A 17405-nucleotide genomic window follows, 5' to 3' on the forward strand; every position below is an offset into this window, starting at 1 on the left:
GTCTAGGACTTCGTTTTGCGTCGCCCGCGTGGTTGCGGATCGGCTGGCAGCTCGTCGCGCGTGCCGCAGATCAACGCGATGCCGGCCTCGGCGGTCGCTCGCAACGAATCGCTCGAGTCGCCCGCACGCGAGCGCAGCGCGATGCTGTGAAGGATCGCCGAAGCGATTTTCGCCAGCATGGCCGGATCCGAAGCCGCACTGAGTTCGCCCTCTGCTTTGGCGCGTTCCAGCCGCCGCTCGAATGCGCGATCGTAGGTAGTCAGGCCGCCGAGGAGCTTGTCGCGAACTTCGCCATCGTTTCTTGATTCCACGAGTGCCGTACCGATCAGGAAACATCCGCGAGGCGCCTCGCCGGGAGGAAGGTACATGGCGAGCGCGGCGTCGTACACCGACTGCAAGGCCTTCGCCAATGGGCGATCTCCGGCGAGCGCGGCTTCCATCCCCTGACGCCCGAGTTCGATGTATTGATCCAGCGTGTTCAGATAGAGCGCGTGTTTATCGCCGAATGCGCCGTATAGACTCGGCCGGTTCATGCCGGTCGCGTCGCTCAGCGCGTCGAGCGACGTGCCGGAATAGCCGCCATGCCAGAACGCGTCCCGCGCGTCGCGCAGCGCCTGCTCGGAATCGTAGCCACGAGGCCGTCCGCGCGAACGCTTCTCACTTTTTGTACCGTTGTGCATAAAATTATCTAGCCGCGTCGATTTTTATACACTATAGTACAAAAATCAATCCAACAACCGGAGACGCCAGCATGGAGCTTTACTTCTCGCCGCTCGCCTGTTCGCTCGCGACACGTATTGCGCTCTACGAGGCCAATGCGGACGCGCAGTTCATCGAAGTCGATACGAAGTCGAAGCAGTTGCGTGACGGCTCCGATTTCTATCCGATCAACCCGTTAGGTCAGGTGCCTGTCTTGCGTACCGACGAGGGTTGGCTGCTCAGGGAAAACACCGCGATCCTGCCGTATGTTGCCGACGCATTTCCGGCAGCGCGGCTCGCGCCGGCAGTGGGGACCGCGGAACGCGCGAAATTGCAGGAATGGCTGGGTTTTATCAGCACGGAGCTTCATAAAGCCGTATTCGTGCCGCTGCTCGATCCGCATGCGACGGCCGACGTTCAGGCCTACACACGCAAGAAAGTCAACCTCCGACTCGGTGTGCTGGAAGCGCATCTACGCGGGCGCGAGTTTCTCATGGAGCATTTCACGGTTGGGGACGCTTATCTCGTCACCGTCCTGAACTGGGCGCAGCATAGCGGTGTCGATCTTGCCGAGTGGCCGTCCGTTGACGCGTATTACAAGCGAACGGCGCATCGTCCGCAGGTCGCTAAGGCGTTGGCCGAAGAGGTGGCGCTTTATCTCGAGGAACAGGCTCGGCGGCATGTGAATGCTGCGTGAACTGCCGTAGCGCGATGCGGCCGCGTGATACGCCGAACTCGGACCGTTGTCGCTTGCTGCGGGTAGTCGTCCGAGTCCGGCAATTTCTCATTTACGTGCGCAGCGGCCTCAACCCTGCGCGGACCTCTTCGGCAAATAGTTGCGGTTGCTCCCACGCCGCGAAGTGGCCGCCTTTATCGAGCCGGTTGTAATAGATCAGGTTGTGATACGCCCGCTCTGTCCAACTGCGCGGAGCCTGATAGTTCTCGCGCGGAAAGACGCTTACGGCAGCGGGGACGGATACATCGGCGGCGGCCAGGAAGTTGAAGTGCGACTCCCAATAGAAACGCGCCGCGGAAACCCCCGTGTTCGTCAACCAATACAGGGTGATGTCGTCGAGTACATCGTTGCGCGTCAGCTCGCCGGCCGATTCCCCGTTGACGGAGTGCCCGAACACGGCCGAGGTCAGTGCCGCCGCCGGCTGCTCATACCCGTCGCCATGGTCGAGAAGCCAGCTCGCGAGGCCAATGGGAGAGTCCGACAATCCAGAGAGCGTTTGCGGGCGTGTGCCCATTTCCAATGCGTAGGCGCGTCGCTTCATGGCCGCGGAACTCAGTTGTTCGTAAGCGTGCTTTTCGTCGGCGGAGAGGTTGGCTGGCGGCGGATCGCCGGCTTGAAGCGCCTTGGTGATTTCCGGCGGAACAGTCGCCGGGAAATTGACGTGGATGCCTAACAATTCCGGTGGCGCCTGCTTGCCCATTACGTTGCAGACAACACCACCGAGATCGCCGCCTTGCGCGGCAAATTTCTCGTATCCGAGGCGCTTCATGAGGACGACCCATGCACGCGCGGTACGCTCGGGGCCCCAACCGGTCGTGGTCGGCTTGCCTGAAAATCCGTAGCCCGGCAACGACGGAATGATCAGATGAAACGCGTCGGACGCACTCGCGCCATACGCGGTTGGATTGGTCAGCGGATCGATGATCTTGAACTGCTCGATCACCGAACCTGGCCATCCATGCGTGACGATGAGCGGCATCGCATTCTCATGTTTCGAGCGGACGTGAATGAAATGAATGTCCAGTCCGTCGATCTCGGTCACGAAATTCGGCAGCGAGTTGAGCTTCGCTTCGCACTTGCGCCAATCGTAGTCGGTTGTCCAATGGCGCGCGAGTTCCTGGATCATCGCGAGCGGCACGCCTTGCGAGTTATCCGTGACGGTCTCCCGATCAGGCCATCTCGTCGCCTTGATGCGTCGGCGCAGGTCGATGAGTTGCGATTCCGGCACATGCACGCGGAGCCGGCGAATGGCGGTCCTCTCGCCGCCCGTCGCCGGGGCAACTTCAGTAATCGCTTGATTCGTTTCCGCGAACGCGAGCTGACTCAATGAGCCGGCGGCAACGGCCGCCGCTGCTACGCTGACAAAACGGCGGCGAGAGGGCGAGTGAGGAGGGAGGTTGTCTGACATAAAGTCTCCGATCGGCGATGAAGCCAGGCTTACCCATCAATGGCAACATGATTTCACGATTTCACGAGCGATTGGCAGGCGGTATTCGATGTAGGGTGGACGTATTGGAGCGCGCGGAGGTATCCCGCGTGTGTCGGGAGGGGCGGTTTTTGTATGCGCGGGTATCGGTGAACCCGGCAGATACGTTGCGATACAAAGCGGAACCGTATCGGCGCACACGGCGGATCCGCTTTCATTTCAACGGCGTAGGTTCGCAGTTGGAGAGTGGTTCATCGACGACGCCTCCAACTGCCACAGACGTGTGCCGCTTGACGCACATCTACAGCAGTTGGAGTACGAGGCTGAGTGTTGCGCTCAGCAGGTCGTCCACATCGCGGCGAGCCACGTCGGCGAGGTCGGATCATTGGCGACCGAGCCATAGTCCCATGCGTGGTCATTGACGGGATCGACTCCGTCTTTGCCCACCCACATCGCGCCGACCCAGACGTTCGGACCATCGGGCGCGGCGGCGCCGTTCGTCGCCGGCTGAATCTCCCGGGCTGTGCGGAACCACGAATCGATGATGGTGCTGCCGCCCTTCGCGTACTGGGCGAGTTTGCGTCCTTCGTCGGTGTTGTCGAAGGTGATCGCGCCGTAGCCCATCAGGATGTGCATGCCATCGAACGCGCCATCCCAGCGGGCCAGCACGTCACCGCCGCCACTTGCGAGCAGGTCGTCCTGCAATGGGCCGCAGGCGGCAATCGTCGCCCATTCGAGATCGCTTTGGCCCCACAGGTCGCCCGGTGTTTGTGGTCCGGCGCCGACTTCGGCGAAGTCGAGGAATCCGTCGTCGGGTTTGGATAGCACCCAGCCGTTCATATTGGCGTGCCCCGTGTAGAACACGAAGTCGGCGTTGTCCACCCAGGTGTCGTCGTTGCGGCGCCAATCCGATTCCCATGCGTTGGCATCGCCCCAGTTGAAATCGATGTGCCAACCTGCTGCCGCCCATTCGTCGACGAATCCTTGCGCGTTGGCCTGGCTCCCCGCCAAACCTCCGCTCTGTCCGATCCACGATGTTCCGGCTTCCCACGGCCGCGTCACGGTTGCGGCGGCAAACGACCGGCGCAGTTTGCCGGCAGCTTCGGTCTTGGCTTTTTCTTTCGACACCGTGGCGGGCTTGGCCGATTTCGGCCGTTTCGCTTGCGGCTCGCCGAAGGTGAGCGGTGGACCGAAGTCGGTGGCGGCGAGCATGACCTGCCGAAGCGGCACGCGTTGTTTGCCGAACACGGCCGTGGCGCGGCACACGTACACCGGATAGAGGAACTCCTGCGCGGTAAACGACGGCGCTGCGTAATAGGCGAGCGACATGTCGAAGGATTCGATTTTCATCTGGCTCATGAGGCCGTGAAATTGTTCCTTCACTTTGTCCGGCGCGATCATTTTCGCGTCGAATTCAGCCACCACTGTGCGCCAGCCGCCGCTAAAGCCGATCACGCTGCCTTTGTGTCCCAATGTCACAGTCAGATCGCTGCCACCGCCGACTACGGGAATCTTGTCGACCATAACCGGGTACACCACCTGTACGTCAAGACGCCGGTTTTGCCGCTTGCCGTCCTTGCGTAACGCGAAATGAGTGCCGCCGATCACCGGCTTGCCATAGGAAAACGGCGCTTCCAAAGCAGGCAGCAAACCTTCGCGATGCAGAAAGTCTTTGGCTATCGACAGTGCGTCGTCATCGCCCGGCAGTTCCGCGCTGACTGATGGTCGCCACATCTGCGACTCGTCAGCGGCCCATACCGCGCCGCTGGCATTGGCAATTTCCACGAGGTGGTGGGCGTTGCGCAGTACTTTGCCGTCGCGCGTTTCGCTGAGCCGGAACTCATCGTGCAGGCCGAAGATTTGCCGCCCGAGCATCGCCAGGCGCTTGACGCTGGTGTCTTGGGGTTCGAGCCGGTAAATGGGCAAACTGTCTTTCATGATGAACTCCTTGTGCGCATACATACGGGGCGACGACAGGCGATATAAGGAAACCGCCAATCAAAGGACGACGAGCGCGCAAGCGAATTGAAAGACAGTGAAGGTTTGGATGCCGAAACGAGGGCGCGGAGTACGCGCCTTCATCGAATGGACGATTCAGCGGTTTGCGGTATTTGATCAGGAAAGGCCGACGTCTTGCGTACGCGATGAAGTGGACTCCGACTTGCTGATGCCCTCGGCCTGATCATTCTCGGCAAGCGCCATGGCGGCGAGATATCCAAACGTCAATGCGGGCCCGAGCGTAATTCCGGCACCGATGTAGTGACCGCCTACCGGCGAGTTCATATCGTTGCCGCAGGCATATAGTCCGGGAATCGGGCGACTATCGTCGTCGAGCACTTCTCCGTGAGATCCGGTCACGAGCCCGCGGCTCGTTCCAAAGTCGCCCGGCATCAGCTTGACGGCGTAGAAGGGCCCCTTTTCAATGGGGCCGAGACAGGGACTTGGCGAGTGTGTCGGATCACCCTTATAAATGTTGTACGCAGATGATCCCTTCCCGAAGTCCTCGTCGATACCGGTTTTCGCAAAGCGATTGTTGCGCTCGACACTGCGTTCCAGTCCGCTCGGGTCGACGCCGATCTTGCCGGCAAGTTCACGCAACGTGCGACCGCTGAACAGGTAGCCCGCTTTCTCATAGCGTCGCAACGACAAGCTGCCGGGCAAGATGACGCCAATCCCGTACTTCTTGATCGCCGTGGCATCTGCGATCAGGTGGGCCGGGATTGCGCCTGCGTTGAACATGCCAAGCGTGAAGGCATGATACGACGCCGCCTCATTCGTGAAGCGGTATCCGTCCTTGCCTACGGCAATGAAGCCGGGCTTGGGACGGTCGAGCATGAAGTGCCCCCAGAGTTCCTTGCCACCCGCGTCGTTCGAATAGACCGACATGGGGACGTAGAAGCCGGTGTCCTGACCGTTGTGGTCGAGTCGACCGCCGGCCGATTCGCCAAGATGAATGCCTTCGCCGACGTTGCTGGGCAGACCAAGTCCGAGTTCGACCGTTGGTTGTCGGGAGTGCTCCCGGCGCATGACCTGGTTGCCGGGGTAGCCCCCCGTCGCAATGACGACGCCCCGGCGAGCGCGTACGCGGATTGTCCGACCGTCTCGCACCACTTCCGCGCCCGTGACTTTGCCGCCATCCATGATCAGCCGGGTCGCGGACGCGCGCAGCCAGACGTCGATGTTCTGATCCAGCATTGTTTTGTACAGACGGCCTATCAATGCATTCCCACCGACGAGCCGGGTGCCGCGATGATAGTTCAGCCGGTCCACGCCATAGCGAAAAAAGCGCTTCAGTACATGGAAGAACGACCGCGCCGAGCGCGTGAAGGAGAGGAAATGGAGCAGGTCGACGAGGTCGAGCATCATCCCGCCGAATGGCGCGAAGGCCGGAAGCGGGGCACGTAGATCCTTGAAGTGCGCGCCAAGCTTGCGTCCGTCGAATTCGAGCGGGGCATGAGCGCGACCGAACATCCCGCCCTCGAGTTCGGGACTGTAGTCCGGATACTCGAGCGCCATGACTTCCAGTTCGGAGTGACGCAACAGGTAATCGAGCGCGACACGGCCCTGCGAGATGTAGGCTTCCTGCAATGAGCGGTCGACACTGGTCCCGACCGTGGCGGCAAAGTATTTTCGCGCCTTGTCGAACGAGTCTTTGAAGCCGGCCGCCTGCATAGGCGCGCTGTCGACGAACCACATCATGCCCACCGACCAGGCGGAGGTGCCCCCGACCTGGTCGGTCTTCTCCAGAACGAGCGGCACAAGCCCTTCGTTCTTTGACACGATTGCCGCCGTCATGCCAGCCGCGCCGGCTCCCATGATGATGACGTCGGCCTCGCGGTCCCAGTTCTCCGTCGTAGCGGTGTCCATGGCGGTTTTCCTGCTTTAAGGGTTTCTGTTGGATCTGGTTGGAAATCGATTTATATCGAATGATGTGTCTCGGAATGAATGATGTCAAGAAACTCCAGGGAATCCCCTGGCAAAGTCATATCTGTCTCATGTGGCGCGCGTGTCGTCTCGCCCTGAGAACTTCTTGACGCGCATAATTCCTTGTAAGATCATGCGATATAAAACGAATTGACTCGATTGTCGATCGCGATGAAGGTTGCGCTGCGTTGGCACTCTCGCAACCGGAAAGAGCGAGACAGGAGTCGTGAGCCACTAGACGACGCATCAACCCGCAGAGGTTGCATTTTCAGTAACGTTCAGGAGACGCAATGAGCAAGCTTCAGCTTTCCGTCGCCGTAGGCAACTACGACCGGATTCGGCCGCTGGTCGATGGCGAGGTGCAGATCGAGGGTGTCGATCCGGTTTTCATGTTGCAGGATCCCGAAGAGATATTCTTCCGTGCTTTCAGACATGCGGACTACGATATCTGCGAACTCTCGCTTAGCAGTTACTCGGTGAAGACCGCAGCGGGCACTTCACCCTACATCGCTGTCCCGGTGTTTCCGTCGAGAGCGTTTCGGCACACCTCGATTTATGTGCGTGCGGACCGCGGTATCAACCGCCCTGAGGATCTGAAGGGTAAGCGCATCGGCGTGCCCGAGTATCAACTCACCGCCAACGTCTGGGTCCGTCTCTTTCTCGAAGAAGAATACGGCGTGAAGGCTTCCGACGTGACGTGGGTGCGCGGCGGCTACGAGGATGCGACACGCGTTGAGAAAATCTCGTTGAATCTGCCTGACGATGTGAAACTGGAGAACGCTCCTGAAGGGCAGACGATCTCGAACCTGCTGGCAGAAGGGGAGATCGACGCGGTCATCGGGCCGCGCGCTCCTTCCTGCTTCGACCGTGGACATCCGCAGGTCAGGTATCTTTTCGACGATCCGCACAAGACCGCCGCCGAGTGGTATTCGCGCACGAAGCTTTTCCCTATCATGCACACGCTCGGAATCAGGAAGACGCTCGCGGAACGTCACCCGTGGCTGCCCGGCGCAGTAATGAAGGCGTTTGAGAAGTCCAAGGCTCTTGCCTTGACTCGGCTGAGCGATACGTCGGCCACGAAGATTACGTTGCCGTTCGTTGAGGATCAGTTGCGTGCCGCTCGCAAGCTGATGGGTACCGACTTCTGGTCATACGGTTTTGCTGACAATGAACATGTCGTTGACCGCTTTCTCGCCCGTCATTATGCGGAGGGACTGTCGAGCCGCCGGCTGGAAGCTCGGGAGCTATTCCATCCGGCAAGTCTCGAGAGCTTTGCGATCTGATCCAGGCCGGCAAGGTTAGAGGTTGCACGGAGCAGCAGTTGCCAACTCCGGCGTGGAATTGGCGTGCTGCTTTCCTGACAGCCTGATGCCGTTACCCTGTGCGCGGGGCCACTAACGGCAGCGGCCTCGCCAGACGGTGAGCGTCGACAAAGCAGCGTGCCGGTCCCGCACTATAAGTGGATTCGCGGATACAGATGAACAGACGGGTATCTGTTGTATGATCTCTGTCGAAACGAATCATCTTTAAAAAGATGATTCCGTTGGAGATAGAGTTATATCGAATGATGTGTTTTGGGTGAATAAAGTCAAAGACTCCATGTCAAGGAATGAGCGAATGCCCAAGTCAAATTCCACTGCGGCCAAAGCAACGATGGACGTTGCCGTACGACCGGCAGCAACAGAACCCTCTAACGTGTTTGATGATCGGGGCCGAACTGTGCCGTGGATGGCGCGAACGATACACAGGCTCTACGACGCGCAAGCACAGAAGATTCTCGACAGGGAGAATCTCGCGATCGCGTACTGGTACTACCTTCGAGTCCTGGCCGAACGCGGTGAACTAAACCAGCTGGAACTCAGCAAGCGCGTTGGCATTGCCTCGACCACCGCGGTACCGGCGCTGGATAACCTTGAAAAACGCGGCCTCGTGCAACGAACCCGCGATCCAAACGACAGAAGAAAGTACTTCGTCAATCTGCAGGACGAGGGCAAGCGGCTTGTCGATGAAATGCTGCCCGAGCTCACTGAGATGATTTCGTCATCATTCGACGGGATCACCCAAAAAGATATGCGCATTTTCTGGAAGGTCATGCGTCAGATCGAGACGAACCTCACCCAGAAGTCTCAAGGCGATACGGTCGTGGATTGAACGTGGGCCGGCGTCCAAGGCCTTAAGCGGTGTGCCATTCTTCCATATGCGGATCGGCGAAAGCGCGCAGGCTTTCCAGTGTCATGGCCACCGCGGCGCGATTGACGTTCTCGGCGTGCCAGTAGACCGAGACCGACCCGAAGCCTTCGAGTTCGATAGGCAGAATACGAAGGGCGTTTAACTGCTCGAATCGGAGCGCGGCCCGATGCGATGCGACGCCTACCAGTTCCGTGTTGTTCAGCAATGTCAGGTTGAGAATCGAGGAATTCGATTCCACGCAATGATCTGGCAGCGTGCGTCCTTCGGCCGTCAGCGCTGCTTCCAGTGCCGTTCGCACCGGTGTTCCCTGTGGCCAGACGATCCATGAAAAACCAAGCACGTCTTCCCACGTGAGCGTCGACTTGCGGGTGAGCGGGTGCTGCGGTCCCGCGACGAAGTTGATCGGCTCCGTGTAAAGAGTCTGCGTCTGCAACTGCGGATCGTCGTACTGCTGGCCAGACCGGCCGACGACGATATCCAGCTCGCCGCGCACCAGCTGCGGCATCAGCTGGTTCATCGTGCTCTCGACGAGTCGCACCTGCGCGCGAGGCATGCGCTCCAGAAGCCGGGAGACGGCGAGGGGCACTGTATCGGCCGCCGATACGCCCGACGTTCCGATGCTCACGAGGCCGCTACCGCCTTCACGCATTGCCTGCATGTCGTCGCGCGCAACGTCGAGGCGCGCTTCTATGCGGCGCGCGTGTTCGATCAGCGCCTCGCCATACGACGTAGGCCGCAAGCCGCGCGCGTGCCGCTCGAATAGCGGCAGGCCGACATCCTCCTCCAGTTCCTTGAGCCATTTCGACAAGGCCGGCTGCGTCGTGTTGAGCGCCGCCGCCGACTGGCTCAGATTGCCTGTGCTCGCGAGGCTCAGCAGCACCTGCAGATGCCTCAGACGAAGACGGTAAGTCCAGTCCATCTCCTAATCCTCTCGTCAGATTCCCGTTGTGGTAGCGCAGATATACCCAAAACCATATGGGCTAGATGTTTTTGCCATTTTACCGAGTATAGCTTTGTCGCATATAAATAATGCGGAGGGTCGACAAGAGCGACGCGTGACCCGCGACGCGCCTGACCCACGAGACACTGAAAGGAGACGCGAATGAGCAACAACGCTCCGGGCGCATCGCGCGCGGCCTATTACGAGCAAATCGCGCGGCAGCGCATGTCGCCGCTGTGGGAATCGCTGCACAACCTCGTGCCGAAGACGCCGCAACCGAAAGCCCAGCCCGCGATCTGGAAGTACGCGCAAGTGCGCGACCTCGTGATGCAGGCCGGTTCCGTGATCAGCGCCGAAGAGGCCGTGCGTCGCGTGCTGGTGCTCGAAAACCCCGGCCTGCCCGGCAAGTCGAGCATGACGCCGAACCTGTACGCCGGATTGCAGTTGATCCTGCCGGGCGAAATCGCGCCGAGCCATCGGCATACGCAATCGGCGCTGCGCTTTATCGTCGAAGGCAAGGGCGCGTGGACAGCCGTCAACGGCGAACGCACGACCATGCATCCGGGCGACTTCATCATCACGCCGTCGTGGACGTGGCACGACCACGGCAATCCGTCCGTGGAAGACGGCGGCGAACCCGTCGTATGGCTCGACGGCCTGGACATTCCGCTCGTCGCGCAGATGGACGCGGGTTTCGCCGAGAACTATCCCGAGGCGACGCAGCCCGTGTCGCGCCCGGAAGGCGACAGCTTTGCGCGCTTCGGCCACAACATGGTGCCCGTGCGGCATCGTGTGACCGATCCCACCTCGCCGATTTTCAGCTACCCGTACGAGCGCAGCCGCGAAGCGCTCGACGCGCTGTTGCGAAACGGCGAACTCGACGAATGGGATGGCGTGAAGCTGCGCTACGTGAATCCGGCGACGGGCGGCTGGCCGATGCCGACCATCGCGACCTTCATGCAATACCTGCCTGCGGGCTTCAAAGGCCGCACATATCGCAGCACCGATGCAACCGTGTACTGCGTCGTCGAAGGCAAGGGCGCCGTGAAGATCGGCAGTGACGAATTCACCTTCGAGCCTCACGACGTGTTCGTCGCGCCGTCGTGGGCGCCCGTGCACTTGTCGGCGGCTGCGGAAAGCGTGCTGTTCAGCTATTCGGATCGTCCGGTGCTCGCCGCGCTGAATCTGTTACGCGAAGAACGCAGCTAACCGTTGGCATTTTCTTACGCGCGCCGCCGGCGCGGCGCGTGCTCAATCCTCTTCTCCGAGTCGAATTCATCATGGCTTTTGTATTTCCTCCCGAAGCTCCGATCGCCGTTCCCGTCGCTGGCAGCGATGCTCAATTCGCGGTACGTCGCGTCTATTGCGTGGGCCGCAATTACGCGGCGCACGCACGTGAAATGGGCTTCGATCCCGATCGTGAGCCGCCGTTTTTCTTCTGCAAGCCCGCCGATGCCGTCGTGCCCGTTGCTGATGGCGAGACGCTAGAACTCGCGTATCCGTCGCAGACGCAGAACTACCACTACGAGGCCGAACTCGTCGCGGTGATCGGCAAGGGTGGCTCGGATATCGCCGTCGAACAGGCGCTCGATCACGTATGGGGCTACGCGGTTGGCCTCGACATGACGCGCCGCGACTTGCAGATGAAGATGCGCGAGATGGGCCGTCCGTGGGAAATCGGCAAGGCCTTCGACCGTTCGGCGCCGATCGGCCCGATTCATCCCGCCAGTGCGGTCGGCCACTTTGAAAGTGGCGGCCTGTGGCTGACGGTCAACGGCGAGACAAAGCAGAAGAGCGATGTGTCGCATCTGATCTGGTCGGTGGCCGAAACCGTTGCGGACCTGTCTAAGTACTTCCGCCTTGAACCGGGCGATGTGATTTTCACGGGCACGCCGGAAGGCGTCGGCTCGGTGAAGTCGGGCGACACGATGAAAGTAGGCGTCGAGCGTCTGGGCGAAGTGACGGTACGCGTGGCCTGATACACGTAATCTGCATTGGACGGAGATCTACTCGTGCAACTCCATAGTTTCTTTAACAGCTCGACCTCGTACCGTGTGCGCATTGCACTCGCGCTCAAAGGTCTCGCGTACGACACGTTGCCCGTCAATATCCGCATCGGCGAACATCGCGCGGCGGACTACGTGGCGAACGTGAATCCGTCGGCGTCGGTGCCGGCGCTCGTCGACGGCGATTTCAAACTCGGCCAGTCACTCGCGATCATCGACTATCTCGACCGGACGCATCCCGAGCCACGCCTGATTCCGCTCGAACCGGTGGCGCGTGCGCGCGTGCTCGAATTCGCATCACTGATTTCGTGCGACATTCATCCAGTCAACAACCTACGCGTGCTGCGCTATCTGGAAACGGAACTCAAGGTGACGCCACAGCAGAAGACCGCGTGGTATCGACACTGGATTGCTGAAGGGATGGCCGGTGCCGAGCGCATGCTTGAACGCAGCAACGAAGGGCCCTGGTGCTTCGGCGCGCAGCCGACGCTCGCTGACGTGGCCCTCGTGCCGCAGATCGCCAACGCGCTGCGCATGGACTGCGATCTGAGCGCCTATCCGCGCTGCCTCGCTGTGTATGAACACGCGTCGAAACACCCGGCATTTGCTGCTGCGCAGCCGCAGCGCCAGCCGGATTACATTGCTTGATGGCGGGGCAATCATGGGGAGACAGTCATGAGTGAGACAGACAAAGGGCGCCGCGTGCTCGTGATCGGCGGCGGAATTGGCGGCCTGGCCGCTGCGCTGGTGCTGGCGCGTCAGGGCATTCGCGTGCAACTGCTCGAGCAGGCTCCGGAAATCCAGGAGATAGGCGCGGGCATCCAGCTGGCCGCGAACGCGTTCAATGCGCTCGATGCGCTGGGTGTCGGCGAGGCGGCGCGTGGCCGCGCCGTGTTCACCGACTATCTGAGCCTGATGGACGCGCTCGACGCGAAGGAAATCGTGCGCGTCGACGTCGGCGCGCCGTATCGCGAGCGCTTCGGCAATCCGTATGCGGTGATTCATCGCGCGGACATCCATCTGTCGATTCTGGAAGCCGTGAAGGATCATCCGCTGATCCAGTTCCGCACGAACACGCAGGTCTGCACGCTCGATCAGGATGCAGACGGTGTGACCGTCACCGATCAGCATGGCGAGGGCTACAGCGCGGACGCGGTGATTGGTTGTGACGGCGTGAAGTCAGCGATACGCAAGGCATTGATCGGCGACGAGCATCGCGTGACGGGACATGTCGTGTATCGCGCAGTCGTCGATGCCGAGAACATGCCCACGGATCTGCAAATCAATGCGCCTGTCGTGTGGGCGGGTCCGCATTGTCACCTTGTGCACTATCCGCTGCGCGGCGGCCGGCAGTACAACCTCGTCGTCACGTTCCATAGCCGCGAAAAGGAGGAATGGGGCGTGCGCGAAGGCAGCAAGCAGGAAGTGCTGTCGTACTTCGAGGGCATCCATCCGCTGCCGCACCAGATGCTCGACCGGCCGACTTCCTGGAAGCGTTGGGCCACGGCGGACCGCGATCCCGTGGAACGCTGGAGCGACGGGCGCGCCACCGTGCTCGGCGACGCCGCGCACCCGATGACCCAGTACCTCGCCCAAGGCGCCTGCCAGGCGCTTGAAGACGCGGTCACGCTCGGCGCGGCCGTTGCCGCGACCGACGGCGATTTCGAAGCCGCGTTCAAGCTGTACGAGACCGCACGTATTCCGCGCACGGCACGCGTGCTGTACTCGGCGCGCGAAATGGGCCGCATCTATCACGCGAAGGGTGTCGAGCGTCTGGTGCGTAACTCGCTTTGGGTCGGCCGCACGCAGGAGCAGTTCTACGACGCGTTGGCGTGGTTGCATGGCTGGCGCGCGGAAGATTGCCTGAAGGGCGTCCTCTGAGGATGAGGATAGCTGTGCACCAAGATCGAGGTCTGCGGAAAAGACACGATCGGTTCTGTGTTGGAATACCAAAAGTGATGAGATCGCTTTTCTGATTGTGTGCGCCGATGCAACGGTGAATTGGCAAAATTGGTACTTACCCTAAGTGCTTCTCCCTCTTAGACTGTTTTCAGCCGTGGCAGAAAACCCGTGTGGTCCTGCCACCAACCATTCTAAGAGGTACGAAGTCATGAAGTCGTTCACCAAGGTTGTTCTCGTTGCGGCGCTTGCCGTTGTCCCTCTTGCATCGTTCGCACAGTCAAGTCCGTCGCTGACCCGTGCGCAAGTGCGTGCCCAGTTGGAACAGCTCGAGAAAGCGGGTTACAACCCGCGCGATTGGGTTCATTACCCGGAAAATATCCAGGCTGCTGAAGCGAAAGTCGCGGCACAGAACACCGCAGCGCAAGGTGCGGTATCCGGGTATGGTGGTGATGTGGATGGAACGTCTCGCTCGGGGCGAGCAGACGGACTCTGATAGGAAGCTGTATCGGGACTGAGGCGGCGCAACCTCAGTTCCGGAATTCCGCGGTTCGTGGCGGCATGGTCCCTGGCTGAGCCCGGCAAGTGCGTTAGTCCACATACCGTGAGCGGCCCCTCCGCACGCGGCCTAGTATGGACCCACGAGTCCGAGGTCCCGCGCGTGTGCAACGGCTTGAGCTCGCTTATCGACGCCGAGTTTCATGAAGATGCTCTTCATATGAGATTTGACGGTTTCAGCGCCAATTCCAAGCGTATTTGCGATTTCCTTGTTCGACTGTCCTCTCGCAATCAAGTCGACGATTTCGCGCTCCCTTGAGCTCAGTGATCCGCGCTCCGTGTCGCGCTGACGGTTGCCGCCGGGCTGATAGAGTGTCCGCCAGCCATGGAGCAGATGATTGGCGTAGGCGATCGTCTCGTTCGTTTGCGCCGTATTGTGCGCGTCGTCGTAAACGGCGTGCAGCAAGTCGCCGATGTCCGGGCCCACATCGAGAATGGATTGGTACACCCCTGCGGGCGCGGCGATCTTCAGGACTTCGCTAAAGACCTCGATCGCACGGGTGCGTTCGTTCGCTGCCAGCCGGACGAGCGCAAGCATGGTTCGCAAACGTATCGCGAGGAAATCTCCATGTCGCCGTTCGGCGCTCTGCAGCGCGGTGCTCAACAGCGCAGTGGCCTCTTCGGTCCGGTGCTGAGCCGCGGCGACAGAGGCCGCCCCTAGTGCACGATAATCCTCGATCTCGAGCGAGATGGAGCGTGAAGAATGGGACTGGGAGCGCGCCACCTGATCGAGTTGGGCGGCGCACACAGCCGCCTCGACCGTCCTGCCTTCCACAAGATAGAGCCGTATGCGTTCGACCAGGGCGGCGGCGGTCATGCGTTCCCATCCACGTGCGCAAGCCAACGCCTGCGCGCGATCGAGCAACGCATACGCCTGCCTCATGTCCGAACGCGCGACTGCGATTCGGATGAGGACGCGATAGGCGATCAACACGCTATCTAGCAAGACCGCTACGTCGATAACGGGCATCAGTCCGGCAACCAGCGTTTCAGCCTCGTCCAGTCGGCCGTGTTCGTACCAGATCTGTCCGATCATCGGTGCGCATAGTGCTACCGAGATCGAATCGGGACCGGCTTCGCGTTCGGCCAGCTTCATCGATTCCGTGAAATACCGTTCTGCAAGCTCGAAGTGCAACTGTTGCATCTCCGCGTGTCCCAGCAGGCACAGCCGGTAGACGGAAGAATAGAGATTGCGTTGATTTTCTTCGATTGAATAGGACATCCACGGCGTGGCGTAAAGCGCTTCGAGGTTGCCGGCCTTCCAGTGCGCGAAGCGCACGACGTTGGATGCCACATTGGTCGTCCAGATATTGGCGGACGGTCGCTCGAGGCATGGCTCAGCGATAGCGAGCGCCGCTTCAGGATCGTCCTTTAGTGCCGCGACGACCGAACGGATCGCCTGGCATTCCCACCGGATGTCTTCGGGCTCGGCGCCGGTCTGGGACGGGATATCACGTTCGACCGTATCCAGCATCGCGAGCGCCTCGTCGAAACGCAACGCGAGCGCCATTCCCCAGGCGATCGCCAGCGTAACCCGCACCTGTGCACCGGACAGACCCACGGGGAAGCGGCGCTGCAAACCGAGCAGCGTGAGCAGATCGCCTTTCTTGACCAGTGCCATCGCGCACTGTTCCATGAGACGGATCGCGTTATCCGTGGTGCCCGCGGCGATCGCATGTTTGACTGCCTCCGTCCACAGCTCCTGGCCGCCATACCACCCGGACGCGCGGCAATGCAATTCCGCCACCTCGTCGGCGTGCTGTGCGTCGAGCTTCGCTCGCAGGTACTCGCCCATCAGATGGTGATAGCGGAACCATTTTCCGTCGCAGTCGAGCGCTTGCAACAGCATCTGCCCCTCGGCGATGTCGTCCAGCATGCGCTGGCTCGTGTGCAGGCCCGTTACCGCCTCGCAGAGCGGCGCGCTCAATCGATCGAGTATCGACGTGCGCAGCATGAACCCGACTATTTCGGCGGGCAGCCGCTCGAACATGTGTTCGATATAGGCGGCGAACGGCCGCGATGCGCCAGACGGCGCACCAGGCTCCTTAACGCCTTGGCATTCCTTGCGCGAGAGCATGGACATCGAGATGCGCAGCGCCGCAGCCCAGCCCTCTGTGCTCGCAAAAAGCGTCTCGATGCGGGAAGCGTTCAGCACGCCGGGCAATGCGTGTTCGACGAAGCGCTTCGTTTCGTCGAAGTCGAAACGTAACGCCGACGCATCGATTTCCAGCAGATCGTCTCCTGCTCTCATCCTCGCGAGCGGCAGCGATGGTTCTGTGCGACTGCAGAGAACCACATGCACATTCTGCGGCGCCTTTTCAATAAAGAACGACATCGCGTCGTGCACCGCTTGAAGGGTGACCACGTGATAGTCGTCCAGAAACAGGACGACCTCGTCGTCGACTTCGACAAGCTCGTTGATCAGCGTGGAAACGACGGCGTGCAGAGGGACGAACGCGGCGTCGGCAGTCAGGCTGATCGCCGCCGCGCCGACATTGCCGCAGGCATGCCACAACGCATGCGCCAGGTAATTGACGAAGCGTGCGGGTTCGTCGTCCTCGGCGTCGAGCGACAACCAGGCCACCCGCGCACCGTTCGCGCGCAGCCGGTCGAGCCAGATGAGCGCCAGCGAAGTCTTGCCGAATCCGGCGGGCGCTTTGATCACGGTGAGACGTTTGCTCGCGGCGCGCTCAGCCAGACCGACGAGTTGCGGACGAACGATCAGATCCACCGGCAAACGCGGCGGAACGACCTTCGTTGCAAGGAAAAGATGCGGCCCGATCGTGGACGTTTCTCCAACCACACGCATTTTTCAGTCACATTGTTTTTGGGGTGGGCGTGCTTGCCGCCATCCCCCATCTATTGAAGCGTATCCCCCGTGTTGGGGGATGGCGGGCATCTCCCCTGTATGGGGGATGGTGGGCAGCGCCGCGCCAGGAGATCATGCGTCCACCGGGTTGGGATCGAAGCGTGCCCCCTGGAGAAGGCAGCGCGCTTGTCGATCACTGCCGGGCGGCTCACTGGCGC

General features: G+C 60.8%; 14 protein-coding genes. 8 read left to right on the forward strand and 6 right to left on the reverse strand.

Annotated elements, in window-relative coordinates; genetic code table 11:
• Positions 1-2 precede the first annotated feature (2 nt).
• Entirely contained in the window at positions 3-680 is a 678-nt protein-coding gene (locus P0D96_RS21430; protein ID WP_408288661.1) for a TetR/AcrR family transcriptional regulator, read from the reverse strand.
• A gap of 71 nt (positions 681-751) precedes the next feature.
• Here P0D96_RS21430 and P0D96_RS21435 point away from each other — a divergent pair, with 71 nt between their 5' ends.
• The gene (locus P0D96_RS21435; protein WP_408288664.1) at positions 752-1396 is read left to right on the forward strand and encodes a glutathione binding-like protein; all 645 of its coding nucleotides are present in this window, start codon (positions 752-754) and stop codon (positions 1394-1396) included.
• 91 nt (positions 1397-1487) lie between these two features.
• Here P0D96_RS21435 and P0D96_RS21440 read toward each other — a convergent pair whose 3' ends face one another.
• The 3 genes from P0D96_RS21440 to P0D96_RS21450 form a co-directional block, all read right to left on the reverse strand.
• The gene (locus P0D96_RS21440; RefSeq protein WP_408315170.1) at positions 1488-2843 is read right to left on the reverse strand and encodes an epoxide hydrolase family protein; all 1356 of its coding nucleotides are present in this window, start codon (positions 2841-2843) and stop codon (positions 1488-1490) included.
• 354 nt (positions 2844-3197) lie between these two features.
• Positions 3198-4799, reverse strand: coding sequence for a DUF6345 domain-containing protein (locus P0D96_RS21445; RefSeq protein WP_408315172.1), 1602 nt, complete (start codon positions 4797-4799; stop codon positions 3198-3200).
• A 177-nt stretch (positions 4800-4976) separates the two neighbouring features.
• A complete protein-coding gene (locus tag P0D96_RS21450) occupies positions 4977-6728 on the reverse strand; it encodes an FAD-binding protein (protein ID WP_408315174.1) in 1752 nt (583 codons plus the stop codon).
• Between the two features lie 347 nt (positions 6729-7075).
• Here P0D96_RS21450 and P0D96_RS21455 point away from each other — a divergent pair, with 347 nt between their 5' ends.
• A complete protein-coding gene (locus P0D96_RS21455) occupies positions 7076-8068 on the forward strand; it encodes an ABC transporter substrate-binding protein (protein WP_408288675.1) in 993 nt (330 codons plus the stop codon).
• A gap of 334 nt (positions 8069-8402) precedes the next feature.
• The gene (locus P0D96_RS21460; protein ID WP_408179176.1) at positions 8403-8936 is read left to right on the forward strand and encodes a MarR family winged helix-turn-helix transcriptional regulator; all 534 of its coding nucleotides are present in this window, start codon (positions 8403-8405) and stop codon (positions 8934-8936) included.
• Between the two features lie 22 nt (positions 8937-8958).
• Here P0D96_RS21460 and P0D96_RS21465 read toward each other — a convergent pair whose 3' ends face one another.
• Entirely contained in the window at positions 8959-9894 is a 936-nt protein-coding gene (locus P0D96_RS21465) for a LysR family transcriptional regulator (protein ID WP_408315176.1), read from the reverse strand.
• A gap of 183 nt (positions 9895-10077) precedes the next feature.
• Here P0D96_RS21465 and gtdA point away from each other — a divergent pair, with 183 nt between their 5' ends.
• From gtdA to P0D96_RS21490, 5 genes are all read left to right on the forward strand, one after another.
• Positions 10078-11124 carry a gentisate 1,2-dioxygenase gene (gene gtdA, locus P0D96_RS21470; protein WP_408315177.1) on the forward strand — a complete coding sequence of 349 codons (1047 nt, stop codon included), beginning with the start codon at positions 10078-10080 and terminating at the stop codon, positions 11122-11124.
• Between the two features lie 71 nt (positions 11125-11195).
• Positions 11196-11894, forward strand: coding sequence for a fumarylacetoacetate hydrolase family protein (locus P0D96_RS21475; RefSeq protein ID WP_408179179.1), 699 nt, complete (start codon positions 11196-11198; stop codon positions 11892-11894).
• A gap of 33 nt (positions 11895-11927) precedes the next feature.
• A complete protein-coding gene (maiA, locus tag P0D96_RS21480) occupies positions 11928-12569 on the forward strand; it encodes a maleylacetoacetate isomerase (RefSeq protein WP_408315179.1) in 642 nt (213 codons plus the stop codon).
• 27 nt (positions 12570-12596) lie between these two features.
• Positions 12597-13802 (forward strand): 3-hydroxybenzoate 6-monooxygenase, encoded by a 1206-nt coding sequence (locus tag P0D96_RS21485; RefSeq protein WP_408179180.1) that lies wholly within the window; start codon positions 12597-12599, stop codon positions 13800-13802.
• A 229-nt stretch (positions 13803-14031) separates the two neighbouring features.
• Complete coding sequence (locus P0D96_RS21490; RefSeq protein ID WP_408179181.1) at positions 14032-14316, forward strand: DUF4148 domain-containing protein; 285 nt, start codon at positions 14032-14034, stop codon at positions 14314-14316.
• 132 nt (positions 14317-14448) lie between these two features.
• Here P0D96_RS21490 and P0D96_RS21495 read toward each other — a convergent pair whose 3' ends face one another.
• Positions 14449-17187, reverse strand: coding sequence for a winged helix-turn-helix domain-containing protein (locus P0D96_RS21495; protein WP_408315181.1), 2739 nt, complete (start codon positions 17185-17187; stop codon positions 14449-14451).
• Positions 17188-17405: the final 218 nt, after the last annotated feature.

Source organism: Paraburkholderia sp. RL17-347-BIC-D, assembly GCF_046027915.1.
Taxonomy (GTDB): domain Bacteria; phylum Pseudomonadota; class Gammaproteobacteria; order Burkholderiales; family Burkholderiaceae; genus Paraburkholderia.

Coding starts and splice junctions, on each gene's coding strand:
- P0D96_RS21430 (WP_408288661.1), bottom strand. CDS start 680: ATGCACAACGGTACAAAAAGTGAGAAGCGTTCGCGCGGACGGCCTCGT.
- P0D96_RS21435 (WP_408288664.1), top strand. CDS start 752: ATGGAGCTTTACTTCTCGCCGCTCGCCTGTTCGCTCGCGACACGTATT.
- P0D96_RS21440 (WP_408315170.1), bottom strand. CDS start 2,843: ATGTCAGACAACCTCCCTCCTCACTCGCCCTCTCGCCGCCGTTTTGTC.
- P0D96_RS21445 (WP_408315172.1), bottom strand. CDS start 4,799: ATGAAAGACAGTTTGCCCATTTACCGGCTCGAACCCCAAGACACCAGC.
- P0D96_RS21450 (WP_408315174.1), bottom strand. CDS start 6,728: ATGGACACCGCTACGACGGAGAACTGGGACCGCGAGGCCGACGTCATC.
- P0D96_RS21455 (WP_408288675.1), top strand. CDS start 7,076: ATGAGCAAGCTTCAGCTTTCCGTCGCCGTAGGCAACTACGACCGGATT.
- P0D96_RS21460 (WP_408179176.1), top strand. CDS start 8,403: ATGCCCAAGTCAAATTCCACTGCGGCCAAAGCAACGATGGACGTTGCC.
- P0D96_RS21465 (WP_408315176.1), bottom strand. CDS start 9,894: ATGGACTGGACTTACCGTCTTCGTCTGAGGCATCTGCAGGTGCTGCTG.
- gtdA (WP_408315177.1), top strand. CDS start 10,078: ATGAGCAACAACGCTCCGGGCGCATCGCGCGCGGCCTATTACGAGCAA.
- P0D96_RS21475 (WP_408179179.1), top strand. CDS start 11,196: ATGGCTTTTGTATTTCCTCCCGAAGCTCCGATCGCCGTTCCCGTCGCT.
- P0D96_RS21485 (WP_408179180.1), top strand. CDS start 12,597: ATGAGTGAGACAGACAAAGGGCGCCGCGTGCTCGTGATCGGCGGCGGA.
- P0D96_RS21490 (WP_408179181.1), top strand. CDS start 14,032: ATGAAGTCGTTCACCAAGGTTGTTCTCGTTGCGGCGCTTGCCGTTGTC.
- P0D96_RS21495 (WP_408315181.1), bottom strand. CDS start 17,187: ATGCGTGTGGTTGGAGAAACGTCCACGATCGGGCCGCATCTTTTCCTT.